Source organism: Pseudomonas sp. RP-B7 (genome assembly GCF_059803535.1).
In genome coordinates this window covers 14,035-38,314 of record NZ_JAPFHC010000003.1, presented here as the reverse complement: position 1 = coordinate 38,314, position 24,280 = coordinate 14,035, and the positions used below count along the sequence as shown (strand labels likewise).

Annotated in this window: 15 protein-coding genes and 3 pseudogenes; 13 read left to right on the top strand and 5 right to left on the bottom strand. The window is 59.3% G+C overall.

Annotated elements, in window-relative coordinates; translation table 11 throughout:
- The 7 genes from OPU96_RS04390 (at position 1) to OPU96_RS04360 (ending at position 9,750) form a co-directional block, all read left to right on the top strand.
- Positions 1–240, top strand: a complete 240-nt coding sequence (locus OPU96_RS04390; RefSeq protein ID WP_192300453.1) for a DUF2934 domain-containing protein — start codon at positions 1–3, stop codon at positions 238–240.
- 189 nt (positions 241–429) lie between these two features.
- Positions 430–2,589: a glycogen debranching protein GlgX gene (gene glgX, locus OPU96_RS04385; RefSeq protein WP_226456925.1), complete on the top strand. Its 2,160-nt coding sequence runs from the start codon at positions 430–432 to the stop codon at positions 2,587–2,589.
- A 196-nt stretch (positions 2,590–2,785) separates the two neighbouring features.
- Positions 2,786–3,547 carry a PIG-L deacetylase family protein gene (locus OPU96_RS04380; RefSeq protein ID WP_226456926.1) on the top strand — a complete coding sequence of 254 codons (762 nt, stop codon included), beginning with the start codon at positions 2,786–2,788 and terminating at the stop codon, positions 3,545–3,547.
- Positions 3,548–3,767: 220 nt separating this feature from the next.
- Complete coding sequence (locus tag OPU96_RS04375; protein ID WP_498558704.1) at positions 3,768–6,335, top strand: autotransporter family protein; 2,568 nt, start codon at positions 3,768–3,770, stop codon at positions 6,333–6,335.
- Between the two features lie 211 nt (positions 6,336–6,546).
- The gene (locus tag OPU96_RS04370; protein WP_498558703.1) at positions 6,547–8,700 is read left to right on the top strand and encodes a TonB-dependent siderophore receptor; all 2,154 of its coding nucleotides are present in this window, start codon (positions 6,547–6,549) and stop codon (positions 8,698–8,700) included.
- A 123-nt stretch (positions 8,701–8,823) separates the two neighbouring features.
- Entirely contained in the window at positions 8,824–9,288 is a 465-nt protein-coding gene (locus OPU96_RS04365; RefSeq protein ID WP_226456930.1) for a GNAT family N-acetyltransferase, read from the top strand.
- Between the two features lie 75 nt (positions 9,289–9,363).
- Positions 9,364–9,750, top strand: coding sequence for a hypothetical protein (locus tag OPU96_RS04360; RefSeq protein WP_498558702.1), 387 nt, complete (start codon positions 9,364–9,366; stop codon positions 9,748–9,750).
- 240 nt (positions 9,751–9,990) lie between these two features.
- Here the strand turns inward: OPU96_RS04360 and OPU96_RS04355 are convergent, their stop codons facing one another.
- Positions 9,991–12,429 carry an AAA family ATPase gene (locus OPU96_RS04355; RefSeq protein ID WP_226456934.1) on the bottom strand — a complete coding sequence of 813 codons (2,439 nt, stop codon included), beginning with the start codon at positions 12,427–12,429 and terminating at the stop codon, positions 9,991–9,993.
- A 414-nt stretch (positions 12,430–12,843) separates the two neighbouring features.
- Positions 12,844–14,865 carry a methyl-accepting chemotaxis protein gene (locus tag OPU96_RS04350; RefSeq protein ID WP_226456935.1) on the bottom strand — a complete coding sequence of 674 codons (2,022 nt, stop codon included), beginning with the start codon at positions 14,863–14,865 and terminating at the stop codon, positions 12,844–12,846.
- A 325-nt stretch (positions 14,866–15,190) separates the two neighbouring features.
- Between OPU96_RS04350 and OPU96_RS04345 the strand changes: the two genes are divergently transcribed.
- Both OPU96_RS04345 and OPU96_RS04340 read left to right on the top strand, forming a co-directional pair.
- Positions 15,191–15,631, top strand: coding sequence for a hypothetical protein (locus OPU96_RS04345; protein ID WP_305390918.1), 441 nt, complete (start codon positions 15,191–15,193; stop codon positions 15,629–15,631).
- 103 nt (positions 15,632–15,734) lie between these two features.
- A complete protein-coding gene (locus OPU96_RS04340) occupies positions 15,735–16,604 on the top strand; it encodes an AraC family transcriptional regulator (RefSeq protein WP_498558701.1) in 870 nt (289 codons plus the stop codon).
- A gap of 54 nt (positions 16,605–16,658) precedes the next feature.
- Here OPU96_RS04340 and OPU96_RS04335 read toward each other — a convergent pair.
- Together OPU96_RS04335 and OPU96_RS04330 are read right to left on the bottom strand one after the other, a co-directional pair.
- Positions 16,659–16,760 (bottom strand): annotated as a pseudogene (locus OPU96_RS04335) ((R)-mandelonitrile lyase); the annotation flags it as partial.
- Positions 16,751–17,191, bottom strand: a pseudogene (locus tag OPU96_RS04330) (alpha/beta hydrolase); the annotation flags it as partial. The pseudogenes OPU96_RS04335 and OPU96_RS04330, both read right to left, overlap by 10 nt.
- Before the next feature lie 293 nt (positions 17,192–17,484).
- On the opposite strand from OPU96_RS04330, the pseudogene OPU96_RS04325 reads away from it, so the two are divergent.
- The 4 genes and pseudogenes from OPU96_RS04325 to OPU96_RS04310 all read left to right on the top strand — a co-directional run bounded on the left by OPU96_RS04325 (position 17,485) and on the right by OPU96_RS04310 (position 21,771).
- Positions 17,485–17,964 (top strand): annotated as a pseudogene (locus tag OPU96_RS04325) (VOC family protein).
- Between the two features lie 282 nt (positions 17,965–18,246).
- The gene (gene dapA / locus OPU96_RS04320) at positions 18,247–19,110 is read left to right on the top strand and encodes a 4-hydroxy-tetrahydrodipicolinate synthase (protein ID WP_498558700.1); all 864 of its coding nucleotides are present in this window, start codon (positions 18,247–18,249) and stop codon (positions 19,108–19,110) included.
- Between the two features lie 121 nt (positions 19,111–19,231).
- A complete protein-coding gene (locus tag OPU96_RS04315) occupies positions 19,232–20,608 on the top strand; it encodes a pyridoxal-phosphate dependent enzyme (protein WP_463984784.1) in 1,377 nt (458 codons plus the stop codon).
- Positions 20,605–21,771 carry a cystathionine gamma-synthase gene (locus OPU96_RS04310; RefSeq protein WP_498558699.1) on the top strand — a complete coding sequence of 389 codons (1,167 nt, stop codon included), beginning with the start codon at positions 20,605–20,607 and terminating at the stop codon, positions 21,769–21,771. Before OPU96_RS04315 ends, OPU96_RS04310 begins: the two co-directional genes overlap by 4 nt.
- A gap of 153 nt (positions 21,772–21,924) precedes the next feature.
- Here OPU96_RS04310 and OPU96_RS04305 read toward each other — a convergent pair whose 3' ends face one another.
- On the bottom strand, positions 21,925–24,123 hold the full coding sequence (locus OPU96_RS04305; RefSeq protein WP_498558698.1) for an OsmC domain/YcaO domain-containing protein: 2,199 nt from the start codon (positions 24,121–24,123) through the stop codon (positions 21,925–21,927).
- Positions 24,124–24,280: the final 157 nt, after the last annotated feature.

Genomic DNA, 24,280 nt, shown 5'->3' with positions numbered 1-24,280 from the left:
ATGAGTACTGAAGACAAACGCATACGGGAACTGGCACACCAGATCTGGGAGTCGGAGGGCAAACCCCACGGCCAGGACACGCGCCATTGGGAGATGGCACGCAAGCTGGCGGAAGCCGAAGCTTTGACGCCGAGCAAGCCTAAGCCGGCAGCCAAACCGAAAGCGGCGGCCAAGCCCAAGCCAGCCGCCAAGCCGCCCGCCGAGAAAAAACCCAAGGCCCCGCGCAAACCGGCCAGTTGAGCGCACTTCCCTGTGGGAGCGGGCTTGCCCGCGAATGCGCTGGGTCAGCACCGATGCACTGACTGACACTCGGCATTCGCGGGCAAGCCCGCTTCCACAGGGGGCGCATTTCACTCTGAATTCAATGCTCACCTGACCACCGTCAGCACGGCCGCGTTCGTCCCGAAAAAATTCTGCAGGAGCAACTCAATGAGCAAACCCGACAACACCCCATCGACGCCTAAAAACGAGCCGTCGCGGATTCGTGAAGGTTTGCCCTTCCCCCTCGGCGCTACCTGGGACGGTCTGGGCGTCAACTTTGCGCTGTTCTCGGCCAACGCGACCAAGGTCGAGCTGTGCCTGTTCGACGACAGCGGCGAGGTGGAGCTGGAGCGCATCGAGCTGCCCGAATACACCGATGAAACCTTCCACGGCTACCTGCCTGACGCCCACCCGGGGCTTATCTACGGCTACCGCGTGTACGGCCCGTATGACCCGGCCAACGGTCACCGTTTCAACCATCACAAATTGCTGATCGACCCTTATGCCAAGCAATTGGTCGGGGCGCTCAAATGGTCCGAGGCGCTGTTCGGCTACACCATCGGCCACCCGGACGACGACCTCAGTTTCGACGAACGCGACAGCGCGCCCTTCGTGCCCAAGTGCAAGGTCATCGACCCGGCGCACACCTGGGGCAACGACCAGCCGGTGCGGGTGCCGTGGGACCGCACGATCATCTACGAAACCCACCTGCGCGGCATCAGCATGCGCCACCCCAGCGTCGGCGAATCCGTGCGTGGCACCTGCGCAGGGTTGATGGAAGATGATGTGCTCAAGCATATCCGCCAGCTCGGCGTGTCCTCCGTCGAACTGCTGCCAGTGCACGCGTTCGTCAACGACCAGCACCTGCTGCAAAAAGGCATGACCAACTATTGGGGCTACAACAGCATCGCGTTTTTTGCCCCCGACCCGCGTTACCTGGCCAGCGGCAAGATCGCCGAGTTCAAGGAAATGGTCGCGCACCTGCACGAGCAGAAGCTCGAAGTGATCCTCGACGTGGTCTACAACCACACCGCCGAAGGCAACGAGCGCGGCCCGACCCTGTCCATGCGCGGTATCGACAACGCCTCGTACTACCGCCTGATGCCGGATGACAAGCGCTTCTATATCAACGACTCCGGCACCGGCAACACCCTCGACCTGAGTCACCCGTGCGTGCTGCAAATGGTCACCGACTCGCTGCGCTACTGGGCCAACGAGATGCACGTCGACGGCTTCCGCTTCGACCTGGCGACGATCCTCGGGCGCTACCGCGAGGGGTTCGACGAGCGCCACAGTTTCCTCGTCGCCTGCCGCCAGGACCCGGTGTTGCGCCAGCTCAAACTTATCGCCGAACCCTGGGACTGCGGCCCCGGCGGTTATCAAGTCGGCAACTTCCCGCCGGGCTGGGTGGAATGGAACGACCGTTTCCGCGACACCGTGCGCGCCTTCTGGAAAGGCGATGACGGCCAACTCGCCGACTTCGCCGCACGCATGACCGCCTCCGGCGAGATGTTCAACCATCGTGGCCGCCGGCCCTATGCCTCGGTGAACTTCATCACCGCCCACGACGGTTTCACCCTGCACGACCTGGTGTCGTACAACGACAAACACAACGAGGCCAACGACGAGAACAATCAGGACGGCAGTAACAACAACCTGTCCTGGAACCACGGCGTCGAAGGCCCCACCGACGACCCGGAAATCAACGAGCTGCGCCTGCGCCAGATGCGCAACTTCTTCGCCACGCTGCTGCTGGCCCAGGGCACGCCGATGATCGTCGCGGGTGACGAGTTCGCGCGTACGCAACATGGCAACAACAACGCTTATTGCCAGGACAGCGAAATCGGCTGGGTCAACTGGGACCTGGACGAAGACGGCAAGGCCCTGCTCAAGTTCGTCAAACGCCTGATCAAGCTGCGCCTGGCGTACCCGATCCTGCGCCGTGGGCGTTTCCTGGTGGGCGACTACAACGAAGACATCGGCGTCAAGGACGTCACCTGGCTCGCGCCGGATGGCAATGAGATGACCACCGAGCAGTGGCAGGACAGCCATGGCCGCTGCCTGGGCATGCTGATGGACGGCCGTGCCCAGGAAACCGGCATTCGTCGGCCAGGTGCCGATGCCACCTTACTGCTGGTGGTGAATGCGCACCACGACATGGTCAACTTCCGCCTGCCGCCGGTGCCTGAAGGCGGCTTCTGGACGTGCATGGTCGACACCAACCAGACCGCCGTGCGCGGCCAGGAACGCTTCGAGTTCGATCACGAGTACGCGGCCACTGGGCGTTCGCTGCTGTTGTTTGAGCTGCAATACGAGGAGGAGGTGTGACCCAGCCACCAAGTCGGTAAAAAAACGACATCCCAAGATGTAAAAGCGACCAATCGTTGACTATGCTCAAGTCGCCTTGCCGGCACTCCAGGGTTGGAGTGCCGTGCAGTCACGCCAGCGGAGCCTGGAGTGAATAAAAGAGTGTCGTCCCGTCAACGGGGTACGACCCGCATCAATCGACAAGGATGTGACACCCATGAAGCCTGCCTCCTTAAGCGACGGCCGCCGCGGCCCGGCGCAAATCTGGAACAGCGCCCCGCAACTGGCGCAAATCCCCGTAATCAATCCGACTTCGCTGGTACCACGGGACACCCGCGTGGTGGTGGTCGCCCCGCATCCGGGCGATGAAGTGCTGGCTTGCGGCGGTCTGCTGCAACTGCTGAGCACCCTGGATCATCCGCTGCAACTGATCTCTGTGACCGACGGCAGCGCCAGCCACCCCGGCTCCAGCGTGTGGCCGGCAAGCCGCCTGAGCGTGGTGCGGCCCCAGGAAAGCGTCGAGGCGCTGCGCCGCCTGGGCATGCCATTGCATAGCCTGAAGTGGATTCGCGGCGGCTTTTGCGACAACGCCCTGGCCGCCCGCGAGCAACCGTTGGGCCAGTTCATTGCCCGCTACCTGCAGCCAGGGGATGTGGTCTTCACCACGTGGCGCAACGACGGCAACGACGACCATGATGCAGTCGGTCGCGCCACCGCCCATGCATGCAACCTGGTGGGGGCGCGCCTGTACGAGCTACCGATCTGGGCGTGGCACTGGCCAACGCGGGAGGCGTCTGTGATCCCCTGGCAACGGGCGCGCAAGGTACGCCTGGATACCTGGAGCGTGGCGCGCAAGCTGCACGCTGCCCACGCCTACGCCAGCCAGTTGGTGGGCGACCCCGAGATCGGCTTGGCGCCCATGCTTGCGCAAGTGTTGCTGGAACGCATGCGCGACCCGTATGAGATCGTGTTTGTCTAGGCACGCACTCGTCTATACCTGTCAATTCTCACAGTGGCGGGCGCTGGAATCTGCTACTAAGGTGGCAACAGCGCTGCACAGGTTGAGGTGCAGTCGAGAAAGCCATGCCAACCCCTTGCATTGGCCGGTGTTTTTGAGCAGGTACCCCGTATTCCCTGATCCATATCGCGCATCACGTTGTCATGGTTTGAGCCGCATTGCTCATTCATGAGGACGGATTATGCGTATACGCACTTGCCCCCCGCTGTACTTCGGCCTCGCCACGTCGGCGATCCTCGCGGCATGGCCGCTGCTGTCCCAGGGCGCCTGTGTCGTCAGCGGCAGCCCTGCCACCGGCCAGGTGTTTACCTGTACCAGTGGCACCGACCCCGGCATCAACGCAGCGACCGGCGACAACCAAGTGTTGTTCCCCAGTGGCAACAGCGTGATCAATGGCAATGTGACCCTGGGCCCAGGCAACGATCTGGTGCAACTGGACGCACCGGACACGCAGATCAACGGCGCGGTGAACATGGGGGATGGCGCGAATATCTTTCGCTTGAACAAGGGCACGATCACCGGGGCTGTGAACCAGGGCTCGGGGACCGATGTTGCGCAGGTCAGCGGTGGCCAGGCAGGCGCGATCAACCAGGGGGCCGGCGTTGACGATTTCTCCATGAGTGGCGGCACGATTGACTCATTGGCCCAGGGCGACGGGCACGACAAGTTCTCCATGAGTGGCGGCACGATTACCCGTGCGTTCGAGGACGGTGATTATGCCAAGATGACCGGCGGCACGATCGGTCGGGTGGACATGAAGCTCGACAAGAACCTGTTCGACATGAGTGGCGGGACCATCATCAACAACCTGGTGACCGGCTTTGATGACGACACCATTTTGATCTCGGGCACCGCCTACATCGGCGGCAATGTCAGCACCAGCGGTGGCGTGGACACGATCACCGTCACTGGCGGCACCATCAACGGGCAAATCCTCGCCAGTACCGGCAACGATCGTTTCAGTTGGATCGGTGGCGGCAAAATCAACGGCTTCATTCTGCTCGGCCCCGACAACGATACGGCGCTGCTACAGAACTTGAATGAACCCCTTGTGTCTTCTACCTCACTGATTGACGGCGGTACGGGCACCGACACGCTGACATTCGACAACACCCAGGCGACCACTCCCGGACGCTATACCAACTGGGAACAGGTGACGCTGGACAACAACGCCACCTTCACCCTTAGAGGCACCTTTGTACTGGGCGATGCCGGTACGGGAACCGGCGCCATGACGCTCAACGGCAGCAGCAGACTGCTGGTCAACACCGGTGCCATCAGCGCATTTGACAGCAACCAGTTGGCAACCCTGACTAACCGCGGAATGATCGACATGACCACCGGCAGTACCACTGCCACGGACGTCCTGACCGTCAACGGCAATTACATCGGGACCGGCGGCACGCTCGCCCTGCAGACCGTATTGGGGCCGGATAACTCAGCCAGCGACAAGCTGGTGGTCAGCAAAGGCACGATCCAGGGCTCCAGCAAGATCGACATCACCAACCTCGGCGGCGCGGGCGCAGGCTCGTTGCAAGACGGGATACAGGTAGTGCAAGCCACCAACGGTGCGACCAGTAGCGCCGGTGCCTTTAGCCTGGCCCATTCCGTTTCCGCAGGGGCATTTACCTACTATCTGTTCAAGGGTGGCGTCACCGACGGCACCGCAGAAAACTACTACCTGCGCTCCACGGTACCGGTTATCCCACCACCGGACCCGGTGATCGTCACGCCGCTCCCGGAACCGGTGCCAGGTACACCGCCGCTGCCGCCCAACCCGGTCATCACCCCGATTCCAATCTACCGCTCCGAAGTATCGATCTACGCCGCACTGTTTCCGGCCGCCCAGCAAATTGTCCAAGGCATGCTTGGCACTTACCACGAACGCATGGGTGACCAGAACCAGCAACAGACCGACCTACCTCACACGGGATGGGGCCGGGTCTACGGCAGCAGCAGCCGGCAAAGCTTCGCCGGCACGGTAAACCCCACGTTGGACAGCTCCACAACCGGGTTTCAAGTGGGCACCGACCTCTTTACCCTCGCCACCGACGACGGCCAGGTGCACCACGCCGGGTTCTTCGTCGGCCATAGCCGTTTGAAGGGCGACATCAAGGGTTTCAACGACGGCTGGCAGGATAAGGACGCCGGCAGCACCACCCTGCGCAGCGACAGCCTCGGTGTGTATTGGACACTGATCGGCGCCAACCGGGCTTATCTGGACCTGGTGTTGATGGGCTCGCGCCTCGACGGCCACAACGAGTCGGACCGTGGCGTGAAGATGAAAACCCGTGGGCATAACGTGTCTGCTTCGGCGGAAGTGGGTTGGTCTTTCCCGGTGGTAGCCAACTGGGTCGTCGAACCCCAGGCCCAACTGATCATCGGCAAGACCAAACTGGACAGCCAAAACGACGGTATCTCCGACGTTGCGTATAAAGCCGACACCACCGTCACCAGCCGCCTCGGCGCACGTCTGCGCGGTGATTACCAGGTCAGTGGCATGCCATTGCAACCCTATGCCCGTGCCAACATCTGGCACACCCGTGGAGGTAAAAACACGGTGACCTTTGCCGATGTCACCGACATCGATACCGAACAGAAATCCACTACGATGGGCGTCAGCCTCGGCGCCGACCTCACGGTGGCGCCGGGCATCAGCCTGTACAGCGAAGTGGGCTTCAACCGCAACCTGGACAGCAATGCCTTCAACGGTCGGCAAGGTACGCTGGGACTGAGAATGGCGTTCTGAGGTGCTGTGTTGTATCGCAGCGGATACGTGCGCCGCTGCGATACCCCCCGCTTGAAATGCACGTTCGCAGTGCCCCGCCAAATGTGAAAATTTTATTAACTATCTCTCTGCTAAGGCTTTTATTACAGGACGTAAGCTGCCAACCTAATGCGAATAATTATCAACCGTTTTATTATTTGCCAGGGACGGCATTTTGGGGAGAGCAACCTGCATGTCCATACAACCCTCCGTCAGCGGCCGTTTTTCACCCTGCCTGCTGACCCTGGCCATTTGTATCGCCAGCCCTCAAGCCGCGTTCGCGGCCGCCGCTGACACCCACGCAGCACCGCTGGAACTCGGCGCCACCGAAATCTCCGGGCAACAACTGGGTGAAACTACCGAAGGCACCCAGTCCTACACCACCGGCGAAATGGCCACAGCCACCAAGCTGAAGCTCACCCCGCGTGAAACCCCGCAAGCCAGCACCGTCATTACCCGCCAACGCATGGACGACCAAGCCATGACCAGCGTCAACGACGTGGTCAAGAACACCCCCGGCCTGTTCCTCAGCCAGGCCAGCGGCCCGGGCCGCCAGACCTACAGCTCGCGCGGCTTCGACATCGACAACATGATGTTCGACGGCCTGCCCAGCGCCTACTCCGGCTACAGCAACAGTGTGCAGCCCAACCTGGCAATGTTTGACCGCGTGGAAGTGATTCGCGGCGCCACCGGCCTGGTCACCGGCGCTGGCAACCCGTCGGCGGCGATCAACTTCGTGCGCAAGCGCCCCACCGCCACGCCGCAAGTGTCGATCACCGGGGCCGCCGGCAGCTGGGATGATTATCGCGGTGAACTCGATGCCTCCGGCCCGCTGAACGACAGCGGCACCTTGCGCGGGCGTATGGTCGGTTCGTACCGCGACGCCAACAGCTTCCGCGACGGTGAAGAGAGCAACCACGGTCTGTTCTACGGCATCACCGAAGCCGACCTGAGCGAAGACACCACCCTGACCCTCGGCCTGTCGCGCCAGGAAGACCAGACCAACCTCTTCTGGGGCGGCCTGCCCATCGGTACCGACGGCCATCACCTGAACCTGCCCCGCTCCACCAACCCCGGCACCGATTGGGAAAACAAGAAACTGACCATCGACACCGTATTCGGCGACGTCGAACAGCGCTTCGAAAACGGCTGGAAACTCAAGGTCGCCGGCTCCGCCTCGCAACTCGACGGTGTGTTCAGCGGCAGCTATCAGTCGCGCTACCAGACCACCCTGGCGCGCACCGTCTACCAATCGCACCAGGACGACCAGCAATACGCTTTCGACACCTTCGCCAGCGGCCCGGTCGAAGCGTTCGGCCGCACTCACGAAGTGGTGGTCGGCACCAGCAAGCGCATCTACGACGCCACTTCCAAGGAATACAGCCCGTATGACACCAACTACCCGCTCAATGGCGCCAAGCCCGACTTCGTACGCGACGGCAAGACCCACGCCATCACCACCCAGGACGGCGTCTACCTGACCACCCGCCTCAACCTTGCCGACCCACTCAAGGTGATCCTCGGCGCGCGCGTCGACTGGTATGACTACGACGACCGCCAGGGCGACGGCGACTACAAGGTCACCCGCAACCTCACGCGCTATGCCGGTGTGATCTACGACCTCGACGACCACCACTCGGTCTACGCCAGCTACACCGACATCTTCACCCCGCAAAGCAACAAGGATTTTTCCGGTAAGGTGCTGGAACCCATCGTTGGTGAAAACTACGAGATGGGCATCAAGGGCGAGTACTTCAACGGTGCGCTGAACGCCAGCCTGGCGGTGTTCCAGATCGACCAGAAAAACCGTGCGACCGATCCTGCGACCCAGGCAGGCTGCCCGCAACAGAGCTGCTCCGAAGCCTCCGGCCTGGTGCGCAGCCAAGGTATCGACCTGGAACTGCAAGGCGCCCTCACCGAAAACTGGCAAGTCGGCGGCGGCTTTACCTACACCCGTGCGCACTACGTCAAAGACAGCGCCAGCAACAAAAACCAGCGCTTCGACACCGATACCCCGGAACGCCTGTTCAAGCTGACCACCTCGTACCGCTTCCAGGGCCCCCTGGAAAAACTGCGGGTCGGCGGCAACCTCTACTGGCAGAGCCGCATGTACAACGATGTCGCCCTCGCAAACGGCAGCACCTATCGCCTGGAACAAGGCAGCTACGCCGTGGCCGACGTGATGGCCGCTTACCAGCTCAACAAGCACCTGGACCTGCAACTGAACGTGAACAACATCTTCGACCGCACCTACTATTCGGCCATTGCCACCAGTCCGACCTGGGGTTCCACCGACACCTACGGCAACCCGCGCAGCTTCGGCGTCACCGCCAAATACACCTTCTGACCGCGCTCCGACCTACGGCTACCCGCCCGGAAACGCATGCGTTGGAGCCATTGCAGTCCCAACGCACGCGTTTCTGAATAGCCCCTATACTGGCCACCCCAGGATGGAACCTCGCGTGCAACTATGCCTATCACCCCCAATCCCCCTGCCCTGTTAGTCCCTGCACAACACAGCGACCTGGACGATCTCGTTGCCATTCGAATTGAAGCCATGCGCGACAGCCTGGAGCAGGTCGGACGCTTCGATCCGGTGCGTGCCCGCGAGCGGTTTGTTGGCAGTTTTGAAGCCCGCGACACGCGCTATATCGAAGTGTCGGGAGAAAAGGTCGGCTTTGTAGTGGTCCGACAGCGTCCGAGCGAATGGTTGCTCGACCACTTGTATGTGCGACCCAACGCACAAGGGTCGGGCATCGGCTCTGCGGTACTGGCCCAGCTATTCAACGAAGCGGATGCCGTTGCACTACCAATTAAAGTCGGCGCGCTGAAACAGAGTGCCTCGAATCGTTTTTACACCCGCCACGGTTTCCAGTTCGTCGAAAGCGGCGAGTTCGACAATTACTACGTTCGTCTGCATGCGCCAGCGGGCTAGTTGGGTGCGAGCGCACAAGGACATTTGCATGTTGACCGGCCACCGCTTTGTGTTGCCAAGGAAGAGGAACGATTCATGAGTCTTGATCTGTGCCTGGAAGCTGACAGTACGCTCACCATTTCGACGCTGAGCAAAGCACTTGCGCAGGCTGGTGCTCTGGAAATCGAGGTCACAGCAAATGGGCTGTACGCTGAATTTACCTCGGGACTCAAATTGAGCACCCATGGCGTACGCGATGACCCAACGATTTATGCCGAGCATAAAATGGGGATCGACTTCCCTGTCGCTGTGCGTTGCACCATTAGAATCAAAGGGCCCGAACCAGAGGGGGAATCGGCAATGGAAGATTTGGATAAACTCGCTCAATCCATATTCCAGTCGTGTTCGGCGCTCTTTCTCATTAGCTTTCAGTTCGAGCAAACCTTGTACTGGCGGAATGCGACAGGGTTGTATCGTCCTTGAGGTGGGTGCCTGCGCGCCCTCTTTCAGACATTTATGAATGGCGTTTTTTTCCGGACGAAAACGCTGCGGTGTTGAGGGGCGGATTTCGGCCAGAAGCAGACGTTCACCAAGGCTCTATTTTGAGATTTGGAGGCCCCTACAGAGCCCGGGACAATTCATATAGATATGGCGATTATCGCACCGAGGCAGAAGCTCTTGAACCGGCGTACCACCAAGCACGCCGGCTCATGATCAAGCGACTCAGAATGGGATATCAGTACCCGAACCATCGGCCCCAGCTGAGAATGGCTTAGGAGACTGCGCTACAATGGGGATTACCAAGGACGCAGCAGTGCGCAATGGCTCGACAGCGCCTACGTCACCAGACTCCCCTGAAACAACGATAAGTGCATCCTCCCCAACTGCAGTGCCGCCAACATTTCCGAACAACGCCTCATCTTCTGGTTCATCCTCTACAGGATCTAAATCGACAAAGTCTCGGCCCATCATCATTTTATAATGAGGCATATGTTCCATAGCCTTAAAGACCTTGAAGAAGATCTTCATATAGCTGTGTGCCATACCATCGCTTATTGCCACGTAGAGATCATCTGGCGAATAGTGGGATCCGTCGTTCACCCAGCTAATTAATGATTGACATTGAACCTTCTCTTGCCCTTCGAACTTGTCGATGATGACATGCGTATCTATGTTTCCTAGAATCTTGAAGTAATTCTCCAAGATCCTACGCATGGTATTTTGAATGGTAAGCGCCGGCAATGGTTTTTTCGTCAACTCTGCCCACAGCAACTGGTAGGACGTCTTAATGGGATTATTCTCAAAGCACTCAATCTTCGAGAAATGATCGGGCTTGCGTACTACCCAAAACGTCTCATCCTTAATAGAAGCATCTCCAGTCCTCTGGGGATTAAAGGTAATTTCTTTATGAAAGTGGACGTTATGGGTCAGGATAAAGATCTGTTTTAGGTTATTGCCCTTCTGGCGAACCTCGTGAAAGAGCTTTTTGATCAAACTGCTCACGATGAACAGCACATCGCTATCCAGGCTTGAAACCGGGTCATCAATGACGACTATTCGATCAGTACTGATACCTGAGGTCGAGATACTTCCCCTAAGCAAGTGATAGAAGTACAGGAAAGTAACGAAGGTCTTTTCGCCTTCGCTGAGCGTTGCTTTAGCATCAGTTCCATCGCTTCTGATCAGGCGATATGAATTATCGGCACACGCAGGATCTAGGGAGAAGCTCCGAAACCCAAAGTCTTTCAGGATTTTATTGATCGCAATGACAGTAGGTTTCACACTTGTCAGCAAAGTTTCAATCTTTGCAATTTCTGCGTCAGCTGTGGATATATCTACCGTCGCTTTATCCACGCTTGCAGTGATGCCATCAATTGCTTTGCCGACACGACCCACATCTTTAGTGTAATCAGCAAGAGTGTCTTTAAGTTCAACATCAAGAAGATACCGCCATACTGCATCTGTTAACTTATTCTGCTCAACGGAGAACCCTGAAACAAGACGATTATGTTCAGATACCTTGAGGTTAGCTGAATTGATCAGCTCAGAAACTCTAAGTGGAATCTCTGCAAGACCTGCCAGCTCCACGGCAACACTGGGGCTAGCCACCTTGTGGTCGATGCGTTGCCTGTTCACCAACATGATTGCATTCAGGGCCTGCAATTCAAGATCAAGTTTCTCTTTATCTAGATGCGAACAATCCGTGGCCAGGATTATTTGAGCCTGGGCTAACAGACCATCTGCTATTGCGTAATAAGTATCCCGAAACTGCGAAAGAGCTCTAGTTTCAGCTTCGAATGTTTCGTCGAAATAATCCTCAAGGCTTTTTTCGAATTCATGCGGCAATTTCTGTTGACAGAAAGGACAGTCATCGTCGGTATGGCCCAAGTACTTCATACCTTGTCTAATCCAGTCACTGTTTCCCAAGTGCTGGATCATCGCAGATATATTGACATCCTCTTTGCCGACGACTTTCTTACCCAGGACAGTGTTTTGCTCAAGCGCGACCAAGCGAGACAGGTCAAGATCGGAGACAGCATTCATGGGTAATGGTGCGTCACCATAAAGTACGCTTGCGCGTTTGCGCAGGTCTTCGATATCAACCAACTGGGAGGTGTTACTTTTGCTCTCCTGCAAAACCCTATTTTTGAAGGCCTCCCGGTTATTTCTTAGGCCTTTAAAAGCCCCGTGAAACTCATCATCGTGCTTCTGCTTTTGTTCCCAACACCGTCCTACAAGCTTTTCTTCCAGGGCATTTTTTTCGGCGATCTTCCCGCTCTTACCGTCTGGGCCATTCAGGTTTTCTTGCGCTCTGGTTTTGAATAGCGCGTGGCGGTCTCTTTCCTTCTTGAGCTCTTCCAGGTGATCAAGTTGCGACTGCTCGGCCTGGCCCAGCGTAAACACACCTTTGAACTGCGTCGAGTCAGTGAAATTCGAAGCGATGAAATCGTTGTTGTAGACCATTGCCGGAATCGGATCGCCCTTCGCCCACGTGACCCTGGAGGTAGCTGAAAGCGCTGGGTTGTTTATCAGCCTGCTGATCGTCGTCTTGCCTGCTCCGTTTGCACCGTAGAAGTAGTTCACAGCCTTCAGGTTTTGAATCGTTTCGGGGGTTACAGGGCTGTAGGTTGCTATGCCGGAAAGGGTGATCGATTCAATCATGTCTCGCATCCGTGGAGAGGAAACGTTAGGGAACAAGCCAAGGGGCGGCCTTAGATATGGCGCACGTCATCCTAGAACCCTGAGTAGGCAGTGGCCTTTTGCCGCCTCAGCGTAGACCAATACACCAGCTTGTGAAGGCGGTAGCAATCGAAAACTCCCACCGCGAACCCAGCTGTTCTGTTTTTTGGCACTCTGGGGAGTGGTCAAGCGCGCCCTACGCACCTCGACAACAGCTAGCCATTCTGCATCCTCAACATGCGCATCATCTAAAAGGGAACCATCTCAGATTTATTTTTCAATCATTGTCCGCTTTTGGCCGATTGCAGACTGTCATGAACGACTGCAATCGACCCACAGTGTGTAAAAACGCTTTATTGCCAATGAGCGTTGTAGCCCTGGCGACTCGGCTTGCGCCTAGGCATGGGTGAGCCCGGTCAACGTATCCGCAATGGTTTTAGTGCGTTGCGCCGTACCCTCGGTCGCGCGGCTCGATGCCTCCAGTGCATCGAGCATTTCGCGCAACGCGCCGACGCCGGTGGATTGGTCTTCGATCTGTTGGGCAACGCGCTGGATCTCACTGGACAGCAGGTCAATATCCACGCCGATTTCCGCCGCATTCTTACGGGTGATTTCCGCCAGTTTGCGCACTTCATCCGCCACCACCGCAAAACCCCGGCCCAGGTCGCCCGCGCGCGCCGCTTCAATGGCGGCGTTAAGCGCCAGCAGGTTGGTCTGCCCGGCGATCTGCTGGATCACCTGCACAATCGACTGGATACGCAAACTCGACCCGGCCAGCGTGCGCGCACCTTCTACCGCCACATCCGCCTGGCTGGAAAGCCCTTCCACCGTTGTTCCGGCCTGGGCAGACACGGCGTTCTGCTGGTCGATCGTACCCACCAGTTCATCCATCGACGCGTGCAACTCACCCGAGTAATGCTTGAGCTGCGCGGCGATGTCCTCCTGCTGACGCTCGGCATGGGCCAACACCATGCCTAAGTCTGCCAAGCCTTCGAACACCGGCAGGATATTGCGGTCCAGCCCACGGGTATTGAGGGTATTGCTGAAGTCATTGTTCTTGAACGCGGTAATCTGCTTGACCACCACATGGTTCAACCCCGCCAACTTCTTCACCTGGCGCCGTAGGAAAAATGCCTTGAACTCGCCGTAATGGGCGATGAAATTGTCCACGTACTCATCACTGAAACTCGCACCCTTGGCCACCCGAAAGAAGAAAATCGCCGTCAACGTCTGATTCAGGTTCAAGCCCAAAATCTCCCCAAAGGTCGAAAAACCCGCCAACGGTACATCACCAAAAATGCCGGCCATGCTGCCCAGCTCGGCGCCGTTGTTCAGCCGGCGCAAAATGCAGTCATTCAAAATCCCCGCCACCGGCTGGCCACCCTTGCCGCGCAGGAACTGCTCATAGTCCAGGCGCGTCGCCTCACGCAACGGCGTACGCCGCACCATCACCAATTCCTCGCCCGGCGCCACGTCGCAAAACAACTGCACGATCTGCTGCTCATAATCGATACGCGCGATGGATCGTACAAACAACTCACTGCCCACCCGAATCGCAAACGAATAGTCCGCCAGCTTCGACTCCAGCGCCTGGGGCGCGCAACTGAAAGCATCACACAGTGCTTGCACCATGCTCTTGATATTGCCGTTGCTGTCGATCACCTGGTCAATCGTGCGGTCCTCAACCGACGCGGTCAGCACACTGAAGGTCAAATCCGCCGGTTTAAAGTTCTGGCTCTTGAACACCCCAAATCGCACATGCGCCGCCGTCTTCAGGAACACAATCTGTGCATGGTTCTGATAGCTGCGCTGACCGTCATGAATCAGCGTCTTCTGGAAATCCGACTTACCCCCGGCCGATCCCCCTACAAACAAACACGGAAACCGCCCCGACTCATAAAGCGCCTCCATAAAAAACGACTCCGACGCCGACAACCCGTCGAACACCACATACGCCAACGTATCGCGATGATCAATCGACGTGCGTACCTGCACTCGCTTGATATTGGACACCAACTTGGCAATTCGCTCCTGCATTCCCAACCGCTTACCGCCACCGCGAATGTCCTCACACTCCAACGGCACCATCGCCACCTCGGCCGAGGCGATCAGACTGTCGTCGAACAACTGCAACACGATCCGATCCCAGCGATCGCCGGTGGCGCAATACAACGAATTGGGCGCATTGCAGAGTTCGCCGGAGGTGGTGCAGAGGCTGATGGTGGATTGGGGGAAGCGGCGTTTGAGCTTGGCGGCGATTACGTCGATGTCCAGATGCGGCGAGATAAAGCCGGTGATCAGGGTGGGGGTGATGCGTAAGGCGGTGAGTGCGGCGTCCAGGTCGTTGGCAGTACTGGTGAGCGTGGCGGTGCCTTGACGATCGGCCCGGGCTTTTTTTAGAAGGGTAAGTGGGTTCATGTGGTCGACTCGATCAAGGGTGGGCAGGTATAGGCATGCGAATAGTAGGGTTATCGGCAGGTTGGGCCGGGGCTAAAGCTGGGATGTGACGGATGGATGCTGTTTTAGGGAGTTTCCCCGTTATTGACAGGCTGCTTTCAACCGAGAGTGAATCGCCCCGGCTTTCGTAGACGCTGTTGGTGTCCGCTCTTGGCCGATTCTCGCCCGCCATGAGAGCCAGAACGCAGCCCAAAACGAACCCGTTCAACGGAACCCCATCATCAACCAACATCCGTTAAAATCCGCAGCCTATTTCGACAACGCTTGCGACAACCGAGGAAAATTCATGGCAAGGATGGCCGCTGTTTTCACTGTTCTGAGTTGCATGGCGTCGGCCTCTGCATGGGCGGCGTCTGATTGTCCGTTTCCGCAGGGAATGCAGGCCTCCATCGGTGCGTCGAAACAAGCTATTGAGGCCAGGCAAGCGGGCGTCGCCAAGGATGAGCTGCTCTCCAGGATTTCCCCTGCGGTCAACGGGCCGATGTCCCAGATGTTGAAGAGTATCGTCGACGAGGTTTACGACTACCCGGCCTTGCTGCCCGAGGTGTATGCCGCCTTCCGGTTCGAGCACTGTTTTGTTTCGCAGCAGCACCCCGAACAGGTGGCGGCTATGAAGTTTGCCGATGCCTATCCGTTGCTGAAGCAATGCGAGCAGGTCGAACCGCAAGGGGCGCGACCTCCTTGTGCAATGCGCGTAGTGCATACGGTGAGCGGAATTCCCGAATAAGCGATCCGTCAATTCAATTGCGACCTGAGCAAACACGGCTAGGCACGGGCACGCCGATCTCGTCGACTCTACTGCCTACCGTATCTTCCGGAGCCTCCATCCAGTGCCTGACTTGCCGAGCAACGCCGCCTACACAAAACGCTTCGACCTGGTGCTCGCCTACATCGACGCCAATCTTGAAGGTGACTTGTCGGTGAACACGTTAAGCCAGGTCGCGAATTTTTCGGCGTTTCACTTCCACCGACAATTCACCGCGTTCGTTGGCGTGCCTGTTTCGCGTTATGTGCAACTGATGCGACTACGACGCGCAGCGCATTGCTTGTCTTCCGGCGCGGACTACTCGGTGCTGGACGCCGCGTTCGGTGCGGGTTTCGAAAGCCCCGAAGCGTTTTCCAGGGCGTTCAGGCGCGCGTTCGGTACGACGCCGAGTGCCTTCAGGAAACAACCGAATTGGCAGGTCTGGAGTGCGGTGTTCACCATCCCTCATTTTTCCAGGAACATCATCATGCAGATACGAATCGTCGAGTTTTGCGCAGTCCGGGTTGCAGCCTTGGAGCATCGCGGAGCGCCCGCGCTCGTGGGAGAGAGCGTGCGTAAATTTATCGAATGGCGCATGCAGAGCGGGCAGTCGCCGGTGGCCTCCAGTCGCAGCTTTGGTATTCCGTTCGGCAACCCCGATACGACCCCGGCCGAAGAGTTCCGGTTTGCAATCTGCGGCGAGATTCACGAGGCCGTCGCCGCGAATGAGTTCGGCGTAACCGAGCGGGTTATCCCTGGCGGGCGTTGCGTGGTGGTGCGTCACGTGGGCTCGCCGGATCATATCGGCGAATCGATCTATCCGATCTATCGCGACTGGCTGCCTACCAGCGGCGAGGAGCTGCGGGACCAGCCGCTGTTCTTCGAGTATCTGAGCATTTTCCCCGAGACACCGCAGGATCAATGGCAGACCGATATTTATGTGCCTTTGCAGTAATGCGCGCTGCCTCTCGCCAAGGGGCAGCCATATCACACGCCTCTGAATGTGCTGGATGCGCTGCGCAGGTTTGCCCCACTCCTGGGTCAACCCCACGCCCGACATCACCACCAAACGCTGCCCCGCCCGATGCGTATGCCACGCCGAGCGGGCGCCCAATAGGTCTCGATGTGCGTGGCACCCTCGATCTTGAACAACTGCTTGTCCTGGGTACCGGTGGCCTTGGCGAAGGCTTGCTCAGACATGTAAAGGCTGTCGGCCTTGCTGCCTGCGATCATTAGCAGCGGTTTGTCGATCAACCCGATCTGGTCGGTGGCGTCGAAGCTCATCAGGTCCAGCAGACTGCTCAAGGTGTACTTGAAGGTTGAATTCGGGTGCGCGTGGGTCTTGCCGTAATACTCAAAGCCTTGGCGATACAGGTCATACGGCAGTTTGGCGACTTGTTCATCGGTCAATTTGACGTCGCCGGTGTACACCACTGCGCCACCGCCGGCTTCCTGGGCGCGGGCGGCCGAGGCTTGTTGCAGGCGCTCCTGGATGGTCGCGACTTGGGAGTCCTGGTAGCCGTTGCGCCGTACCAGGCCATTTCTTAGCCGCGTCATAGTTCGCCGGGGTGTAGACGTTGGCGGCTATCTACAGGCCATCTTGTAGTCTGCCGCCTGGAGTTCAGCGCCGGACATGCCGATCATCGCCGCCATGAGGCTGGTTTTCAGTGTGGATCTCATCGTGCGGAGTCTCCCGAAAAATCAGTGCGTGATTGCTTTGAGAGCAAACTACCTGCTCACGCATTGATGGATAAACCGGGTGAATCGCATAGGACTGATACCAGAACCCCATAAGTGTGTGGCTGGTTAACGGCATTTGGGCTGCTCGGGCAACAATTGTGACTCCACTCCTCTGCCTCTGGTACAACGGCACCGCCCTGGAAGCCGCAACCTTCTACGCCAAGACCTTCCCCGACAGCGCCGTGCAAGCGGTACACCTCGCCCCCGGCGACTACCCGGCAGGTAGGCAAGGCGATGTGCTGACCGTCGAGTTCACCGTCATGGGCATCCCCTGCCTGGGCCTCAACGGCTGACCGGCCTTCCCCCACAGCGAAGCGTTCTCGTTTCAGGTGGCCACCGATGACCAGGCCGAAACAGATCGCTACTGGCACGCCATCATCGATAACGGCGGCCAGGCCAGCGCTTGTGGCTGGTGCAAGGACAAGTGGGGGCTGTCGTGGCAGATCACGCCACGGGCACTGACCGCAGCGGTCACCCACCCCAACCCGGCCACCACCAAGCGCGCTTTTGACGCGATGATGGGCATGACCAAGATCGACATTGCCGCGATTGAAGCCGCCGTCGCCGGGGCTTGACACATTCGTTCACATCCCCTGAAGATGAGCGCCTCATTCAGGGTGTGACAATTCATGTCTGCTAAGTCGCTGGTTAACCTTTCCGTCATTGGCTCCGTGGCCAAGGCGCAAGGTTGCGTGGCGCACGCCCTCAAATCGAAGAAACAGTCGCTCATGTGACCGGGGCGCGCTGTCCCGTCAGATGAGCTGACAGGACATTGAGCGCGACGGTCTCCCCCCTCTGCACAATTGCCTCTGCCCTTCTGACGGTGACTTGATCGGTCAATCATCAGGAGAAAGTGCATGTCAGCGTTTCAAGGTATCTGGGTTCCCGTGGTCACGCCGTTCCAGGACGGTGCCATCGACTTTATCGGCCTGCGCCGCCTGGTCAGCCATCTGCTGGCAAAGCATGTAGCCGGGATCATGGTGTGCACCACCACCGGCGAAGCCGCCGCGCTGAGCCGCCAGGAACAATTGGCGGTGCTGGATGTGGTGTTGCAGTTGGTGCCCGCGCAGCGTGTGGTGATGGGGTTGTCGGGCAACAATCAGATTGAATTGCTGCAGTTCCAGCAGGCCATCCTCCAGCGTCCGGTCGCGGGTTTGCTGGTGCCGGCGCCCAGTTATATCCGCCCATCCCAGGCAGGGTTGGAGGCGTTTTTCCGCACGGTGGCGGATGCGTCCAGTGTGCCGATCATCTTGTACGACATTCCCTACCGCACCGGCGCGACCTTCGAACAAGCCACCTTGCTGAATATCGTCGCGCACGAGCGCATCGTCGCGATCAAGGATTGTGGCGGCAACCTGGCCAATACCCTGGCATTGCTGGCGAGCGGTCAGGTGGATGTGTTGTGCGGCGAAGACCTGCACATCTTCAACGCGCTGTGCCTGGGCGCCAGCGGCGCGATTGCGGCGTCGGCCCATGTGCACACCGAGCAATTCGTCGCGCTGTGGCAACAGGTGCGGGATAACCAATTGGCCGAAGCCCGTGCGACCTTCTTCCAACTGCTGCCGCTGATCAACACGATGTTTATCGAGCCGAACCCGGCGCCGGTCAAGGCTGCGCTGGCCCTGGAAGGCTTGATCAGCCGCGAGCTGCGCGCGCCGATGCAAGCGGCCAGTGACGCGGTGGTCAGGCGCTTGCAGCAGGTGTGCAAGCTACCCGGCTGATGCGCCAAAAACAGACATGCGGCGGGCCGCCCGGTTGCGACCGGTGCGATCCCGGCCTATGGTCCAAGGCACGCTTTGCACTTTGTTGTCCCACCTACGTCAACCCGTAACAGGTGACACCATGCCCAGCCTCCCACGCCCCGCCGTGCTCGAACTGATCGGCAACACGCCGCTGGTTCGGGTCAGCCGTTTCGATACCGGCCCCTGCACACTGTTTCTCAAACTGGAGTCGCAAAACCCCGGCGGTTCGATCAAGGACCGCATCGGCCTGGCCATGATCGACGCCGCCGAGCGCGACGGCCGTCTGCGCCCCGGCGGCACCATCATCGAAGCCACCGCCGGCAATACCGGCCTGGGCCTGGCGCTGGTCGGCCGGGCCAAGGGCTACCGCGTGGTGCTGGTGGTGCCCGACAAGATGTCCACGGAAAAAGTGCTGCACCTCAAGGCCATGGGCGCCGAGGTGCATATCACCCGCTCCGACGTGGGCAAGGGCCACCCCGAGTATTACCAGGATGTCGCTGCGCGCCTGGCAGCGGACATCCCGGATTCGTTTTTCGCCGACCAGTTCAACAACCCGGCCAACCCGCTGGCCCACGAGACAGGCACCGCGCCGGAGATCTGGGCGCAAACCCAGCACGACGTCGACGCAATTGTGGTGGGCGTCGGCTCGGCCGGCACCCTCACCGGCCTGAGCCGTTTTTTCCAGCGCGTGCAACCTGCGCTTGAGATGGTGCTGGCCGATCCGGTGGGTTCGGTGATGGCTGAATATAGCCGCAGTGGCACGCTGCAGCCGCCGGGGTCGTGGGCGGTGGAAGGCATCGGTGAAGACTTCATCCCGTCGATTGCCGACCTCTCCAGCGTGCGCCACGCCTACTCCATCAGCGATGAAGAGAGCTTCGACCACGCCCGCCAGTTGCTCAAGGCCGAGGGCATCCTTGGCGGCTCATCTACTGGCACACTGTTCGCTGCCGCGCTGCGTTACTGTCGCGAACAGACCTCGCCCAAGCGTGTGGTCAGCTTTGTCTGCGACACCGGCACGCGCTACCTGTCGAAGGTCTACAACGACCAGTGGATGAAGGATGCGGGGCTGCTGCACTACACCCATTACGGCGACCTGCGCGACGTGATTGCCCGGCGCTTTGAAGACGGCCGCGTGATCAGCGTAGGCCCCGACGACACCCTGCTGACGGCCTTCCAGCGCATGCGCCTGGCGGATGTGTCGCAACTGCCGGTGCTGGTGGATGGCAAGCAACTGGTTGGTGTGATCGATGAGTCCGACATTCTGCTGGGCCTGCACCACGATGCGGCTGATTTCAACATGGTCGTCGCCAGCGCCATGACCGAAGCCCTCGAAACCCTGCCTCCCAGCGCCAGCCTCGCCGAACTCCAAGAAGAACTGGACCGCGGCCTGGTCGCGATCATCGCCGACGCCTCGGGCTTCCATGGCCTGATCACCCGCGTCGATCTGCTCAACCATTTGCGGAGATCTCTTGCATGAGCCAGCCCGATAAAAGCGCGTTCGCCACCCGTGTCATCCACGCCGGGCAAGCCCCCGACCCGACCACCGGCGCGCTGATGCCGCCGATCTACGCCAACTCCACCTACCTGCAAGACAGCCCCGGCGTGCACAAAGGCTTCGACTACGGGCGCTCGCACAACCCGACCCGCTTTGCCCTGGAACGCTGCGTGGCAGACCTGGAGGGCGGCACCCAGGCGTTCGCGTTCGCCTCGGGGCTGGCGGCGATCTCGACGGTGCTGGAACTGCTGGATGCGGGCGCGCACGTGGTCTCCGGCAATGACCTGTATGGCGGCACCTTCCGGCTGTTCGACAAGGTGCGCCAACGCAGCGCCGGGCACCGTTTCAGCTTTGTCGACCTGAGTGATGTGCGGGCGTTTGAAACAAGCTTGCAGGACGACACGCGCATGGTCTGGGTCGAAACGCCGAGCAACCCGCTGCTGAGCCTCACCGACCTTGGCGCCATCGCGCGCATCTGCCGGGCGCGCGGGATTCTCTGCGTGGCCGACAACACCTTTGCCAGCCCCTGGGTCCAGCGACCGCTGGAACTGGGTTTTGATGTGGTGGTGCATTCCACCACCAAGTACCTCAATGGCCATTCGGATGTGATCGGCGGCATCGCGATTGTCGGGGATAACCCTGAACTGGCGCAGCGCCTGGGTTTCCTGCAGAACTCGGTGGGCGCCATCGCCGGCCCGTTCGACGCCTTTCTCACCCTGCGCGGCGTGAAAACCCTGGCGCTGCGCATGGAGCGTCATTGCAGCAACGCACTGGAGTTGGCCACCTGGCTGGAACAGCAACCGCAAGTCTCTCGGGTTTACTACCCAGGCCTCGCGTCCCACCCACAGCACGAACTGGCACGTCGGCAGATGTGCGGCTTTGGCGGGATGATTTCAGTGGACTTGAACAGTGACCTGGCTGGCGCCACACGCTTTCTGGAAAACGTGAAGATCTTCGCCCTGGCCGAAAGCCTGGGGGGCGTGGAAAGCCTGATCGAACACCCGGCGATCATGACCCACGCCAGCATCCCCGCCGCCACACGGGCCCAATTGGGCATTGGTGATGGGTTGGTGCGGCTGTCGGTGGGCGTCGAGGACGTGGAGGATTTGCGTGCGGACCTGGCGCGAGCCTTGGCCCACATCTAAGGCCTGCCTGGGAGCTGGCTTGTGTGGGAGCTGCTTGTTGCGGGAGCTGGCTTGCCTGCGATGCAGGCACCTCGGTGTATCAGGTCAACCGAAGTGATGCTATCGCAGGCAAGCCAGCTCCCACAGAAAAGCCAGCGCCTACACGTGTCGGGATCAGCTTGAGGTGATGTTGGCCCGCGCCGCGTGCAACTTCTTGTAGCTTTCGATCAGGCGCTGATGGCGATCCAGGCCTTCGAGCTTCATGCTGGTCGGCGTCAAACCGTAGAAACGCACACTGCCATTGACCGAACCAATCACCGCATCCATCCGCTCATCGCCAAACATGCGGCGGAAGTTGGCTTCGTAGTCCGCCAACTCCAGGTCGTCGTCCAGTTGCATCTCCAGCACCGCATTCATCGCCTGGTAGAACAAGCCACGATCGGCGGTGTTGTCGTTGTACTGCAGGAACATCTCCACGCACTCCTTGGCTTCCTCGTGCTGCTGCAAGGCGAGGAAGATCAGCAGTTTCAACTCCAGGATGGTCAACTGGCCCCAGGCCGTGTTGTCGTCGAACTCGATGCCGATCAAGGTGGTGATATCGGTGTAGTCGTCCAGCTCGCTTTCGATAAGACGCTCGACCAGGGCGTTGAGCTCGGCATCATCCAGGCTGTGCAGGTTGAGGATGTCGGCGCGGAAAAACAGCGCCTTGTTGGTGTTGTCCCAGATCAGGTCGTCCACCGGGTAGATTTCCGAGTAGTCCGGCACCAGGATGCGGCAGGCGGTTGCGCCGAGGTGTTCGTACACCGCCATGTAGGACTCTTTGCCCATGCCTTCAAGAATGCCGAACAGCGTCGCGGCTTCCTCGGCGTTGGAATCTGCGCCTTTACCTGTGAAGTCCCACTCGACAAATTCGTAGTCCGACTGTGCGCTGAAGAAGCGCCACGACACCACACCGCTGGAGTCGATGAAGTGCTCGACGAAGTTGTTCGGCTCTGTCACCGCCTGGCCTTCGAAGGTCGGCGCCGGCAGGTCGTTCAAGCCTTCAAAACTGCGGCCTTGCAGCAGCTCGGTGAGGCTGCGTTCCAGCGCCACTTCCAGGCTCGGGTGGGCGCCGAAGGAAGCGAACACGCCGCCGGTGCGCGGGTTCATCAGGGTCACGCACATCACCGGGAATTCACCGCCCAGGGACGCGTCCTTGACCAGCACCGGAAAGCCCTGGGCTTCCAGGCCCTGGATACCGGCAAGAATCCCCGGGTACTTGGCCAACACCTCGGCCGGCACATCCGGCAGGGCGAATTCGCCTTCGATGATTTCCCGCTTCACCGCCCGCTCGAAAATCTCCGACAGGCACTGCACCTGGGCTTCGGCCAAGGTGTTGCCCGCGCTCATGCCGTTGCTCAGGTAAAGGTTTTCGATCAGGTTGGATGGGAAGTACACCACCTCACCGTCGGACTGGCGCACAAACGGCAGCGAAACAATACCGCGTGCTTCATTGCCCGAGTTGGTGTCGAACAGGTGCGAGCCACGCAACTCGCCGTCGCGGTTGTAGACCTTGAGGCAGTGGGCGTCGAGGATCTCAGGCGGCAGCTCATCGTTGGGCCCGGGCTGGAACCAGCGCTCATCCGGGTAATGCACGAACTGCGCGTTGGCCAGTTCTTCACCCCAGAATTGATCGTTATAGAAGAAGTTGCAGTTGAGCCGTTCGATGAACTCGCCCAACGCCGACGCCAGTGCGCCTTCCTTGGTGGCACCCTTGCCGTTGGTAAAGCACATCGGCGAGTGGGCATCGCGGATATGCAGCGACCACACGTTGGGCACGATATTGCGCCACGACGCGATCTCGATCTTCATGCCCAGCCCGGCCAGAATCCCGGACATATTGGCGATGGTCTGCTCCAGCGGCAGGTCTTTGCCGGCGATGTAGGTGCCCGCCGCTGACGTCGAGTGGGGCATCAGCAAGGCCTGGGCGTCGGCATCGAGATTTTCGACTTCTTCGATGACGAACTCAGGGCCGGCCTGTACCACTTTTTTGACCGTGCAACGGTCGATGGAACGCAAGATGCCTTGGCGGTCTTTATCGGAAATATCCGCCGGCAACTCGACCTGGATCTTGAAGATCTGGTTGTAGCGGTTCTCCGGGTCAACGATGTTGTTCTGTGACAAACGGATATTGTCCGTGGGGATATTGCGGGTTGCGCAATACAACTTCACGAAGTACGCCGCACACAACGCCGACGAAGCCAGGAAGTAATCGAACGGCCCCGGCGCCGAGCCATCGCCTTTATAGCGGATGGGCTGGTCGGCAATGACCGTGAAGTCGTCGAATTTGGCTTCAAGTCGAAGGTTGTCGAGAAAGTTGACCTTGATTTCCATGCGGGCACACCAGAATAACGGGCTAAACAAAAATGGCCGCCATTATGAAGTCTTTCACCGAGAAGTTTCAGGCTTTTGACCAGCGGATGGCGAAATATCAAATGTGCATTAATCTTTTTGCTGCTGTGGCCGATTGGCTAAGTGCAACCATGGAGTA

Coding starts and splice junctions, on each gene's coding strand:
- OPU96_RS04360 (WP_498558702.1), top strand. CDS start 9,364: ATGAGTCTTGATCTGTGCCTGGAAGCTGACAGTACGCTCACCATTTCG.
- OPU96_RS04350 (WP_226456935.1), bottom strand. CDS start 14,865: ATGAACCCACTTACCCTTCTAAAAAAAGCCCGGGCCGATCGTCAAGGC.
- OPU96_RS04370 (WP_498558703.1), top strand. CDS start 6,547: ATGTCCATACAACCCTCCGTCAGCGGCCGTTTTTCACCCTGCCTGCTG.
- OPU96_RS04380 (WP_226456926.1), top strand. CDS start 2,786: ATGAAGCCTGCCTCCTTAAGCGACGGCCGCCGCGGCCCGGCGCAAATC.
- OPU96_RS04375 (WP_498558704.1), top strand. CDS start 3,768: ATGCGTATACGCACTTGCCCCCCGCTGTACTTCGGCCTCGCCACGTCG.
- OPU96_RS04305 (WP_498558698.1), bottom strand. CDS start 24,123: ATGGAAATCAAGGTCAACTTTCTCGACAACCTTCGACTTGAAGCCAAA.
- OPU96_RS04355 (WP_226456934.1), bottom strand. CDS start 12,429: ATGATTGAATCGATCACCCTTTCCGGCATAGCAACCTACAGCCCTGTA.
- OPU96_RS04345 (WP_305390918.1), top strand. CDS start 15,191: ATGGCAAGGATGGCCGCTGTTTTCACTGTTCTGAGTTGCATGGCGTCG.
- OPU96_RS04315 (WP_463984784.1), top strand. CDS start 19,232: ATGCCCAGCCTCCCACGCCCCGCCGTGCTCGAACTGATCGGCAACACG.
- OPU96_RS04310 (WP_498558699.1), top strand. CDS start 20,605: ATGAGCCAGCCCGATAAAAGCGCGTTCGCCACCCGTGTCATCCACGCC.
- OPU96_RS04365 (WP_226456930.1), top strand. CDS start 8,824: ATGCCTATCACCCCCAATCCCCCTGCCCTGTTAGTCCCTGCACAACAC.
- glgX (WP_226456925.1), top strand. CDS start 430: ATGAGCAAACCCGACAACACCCCATCGACGCCTAAAAACGAGCCGTCG.
- dapA (WP_498558700.1), top strand. CDS start 18,247: ATGTCAGCGTTTCAAGGTATCTGGGTTCCCGTGGTCACGCCGTTCCAG.
- OPU96_RS04390 (WP_192300453.1), top strand. CDS start 1: ATGAGTACTGAAGACAAACGCATACGGGAACTGGCACACCAGATCTGG.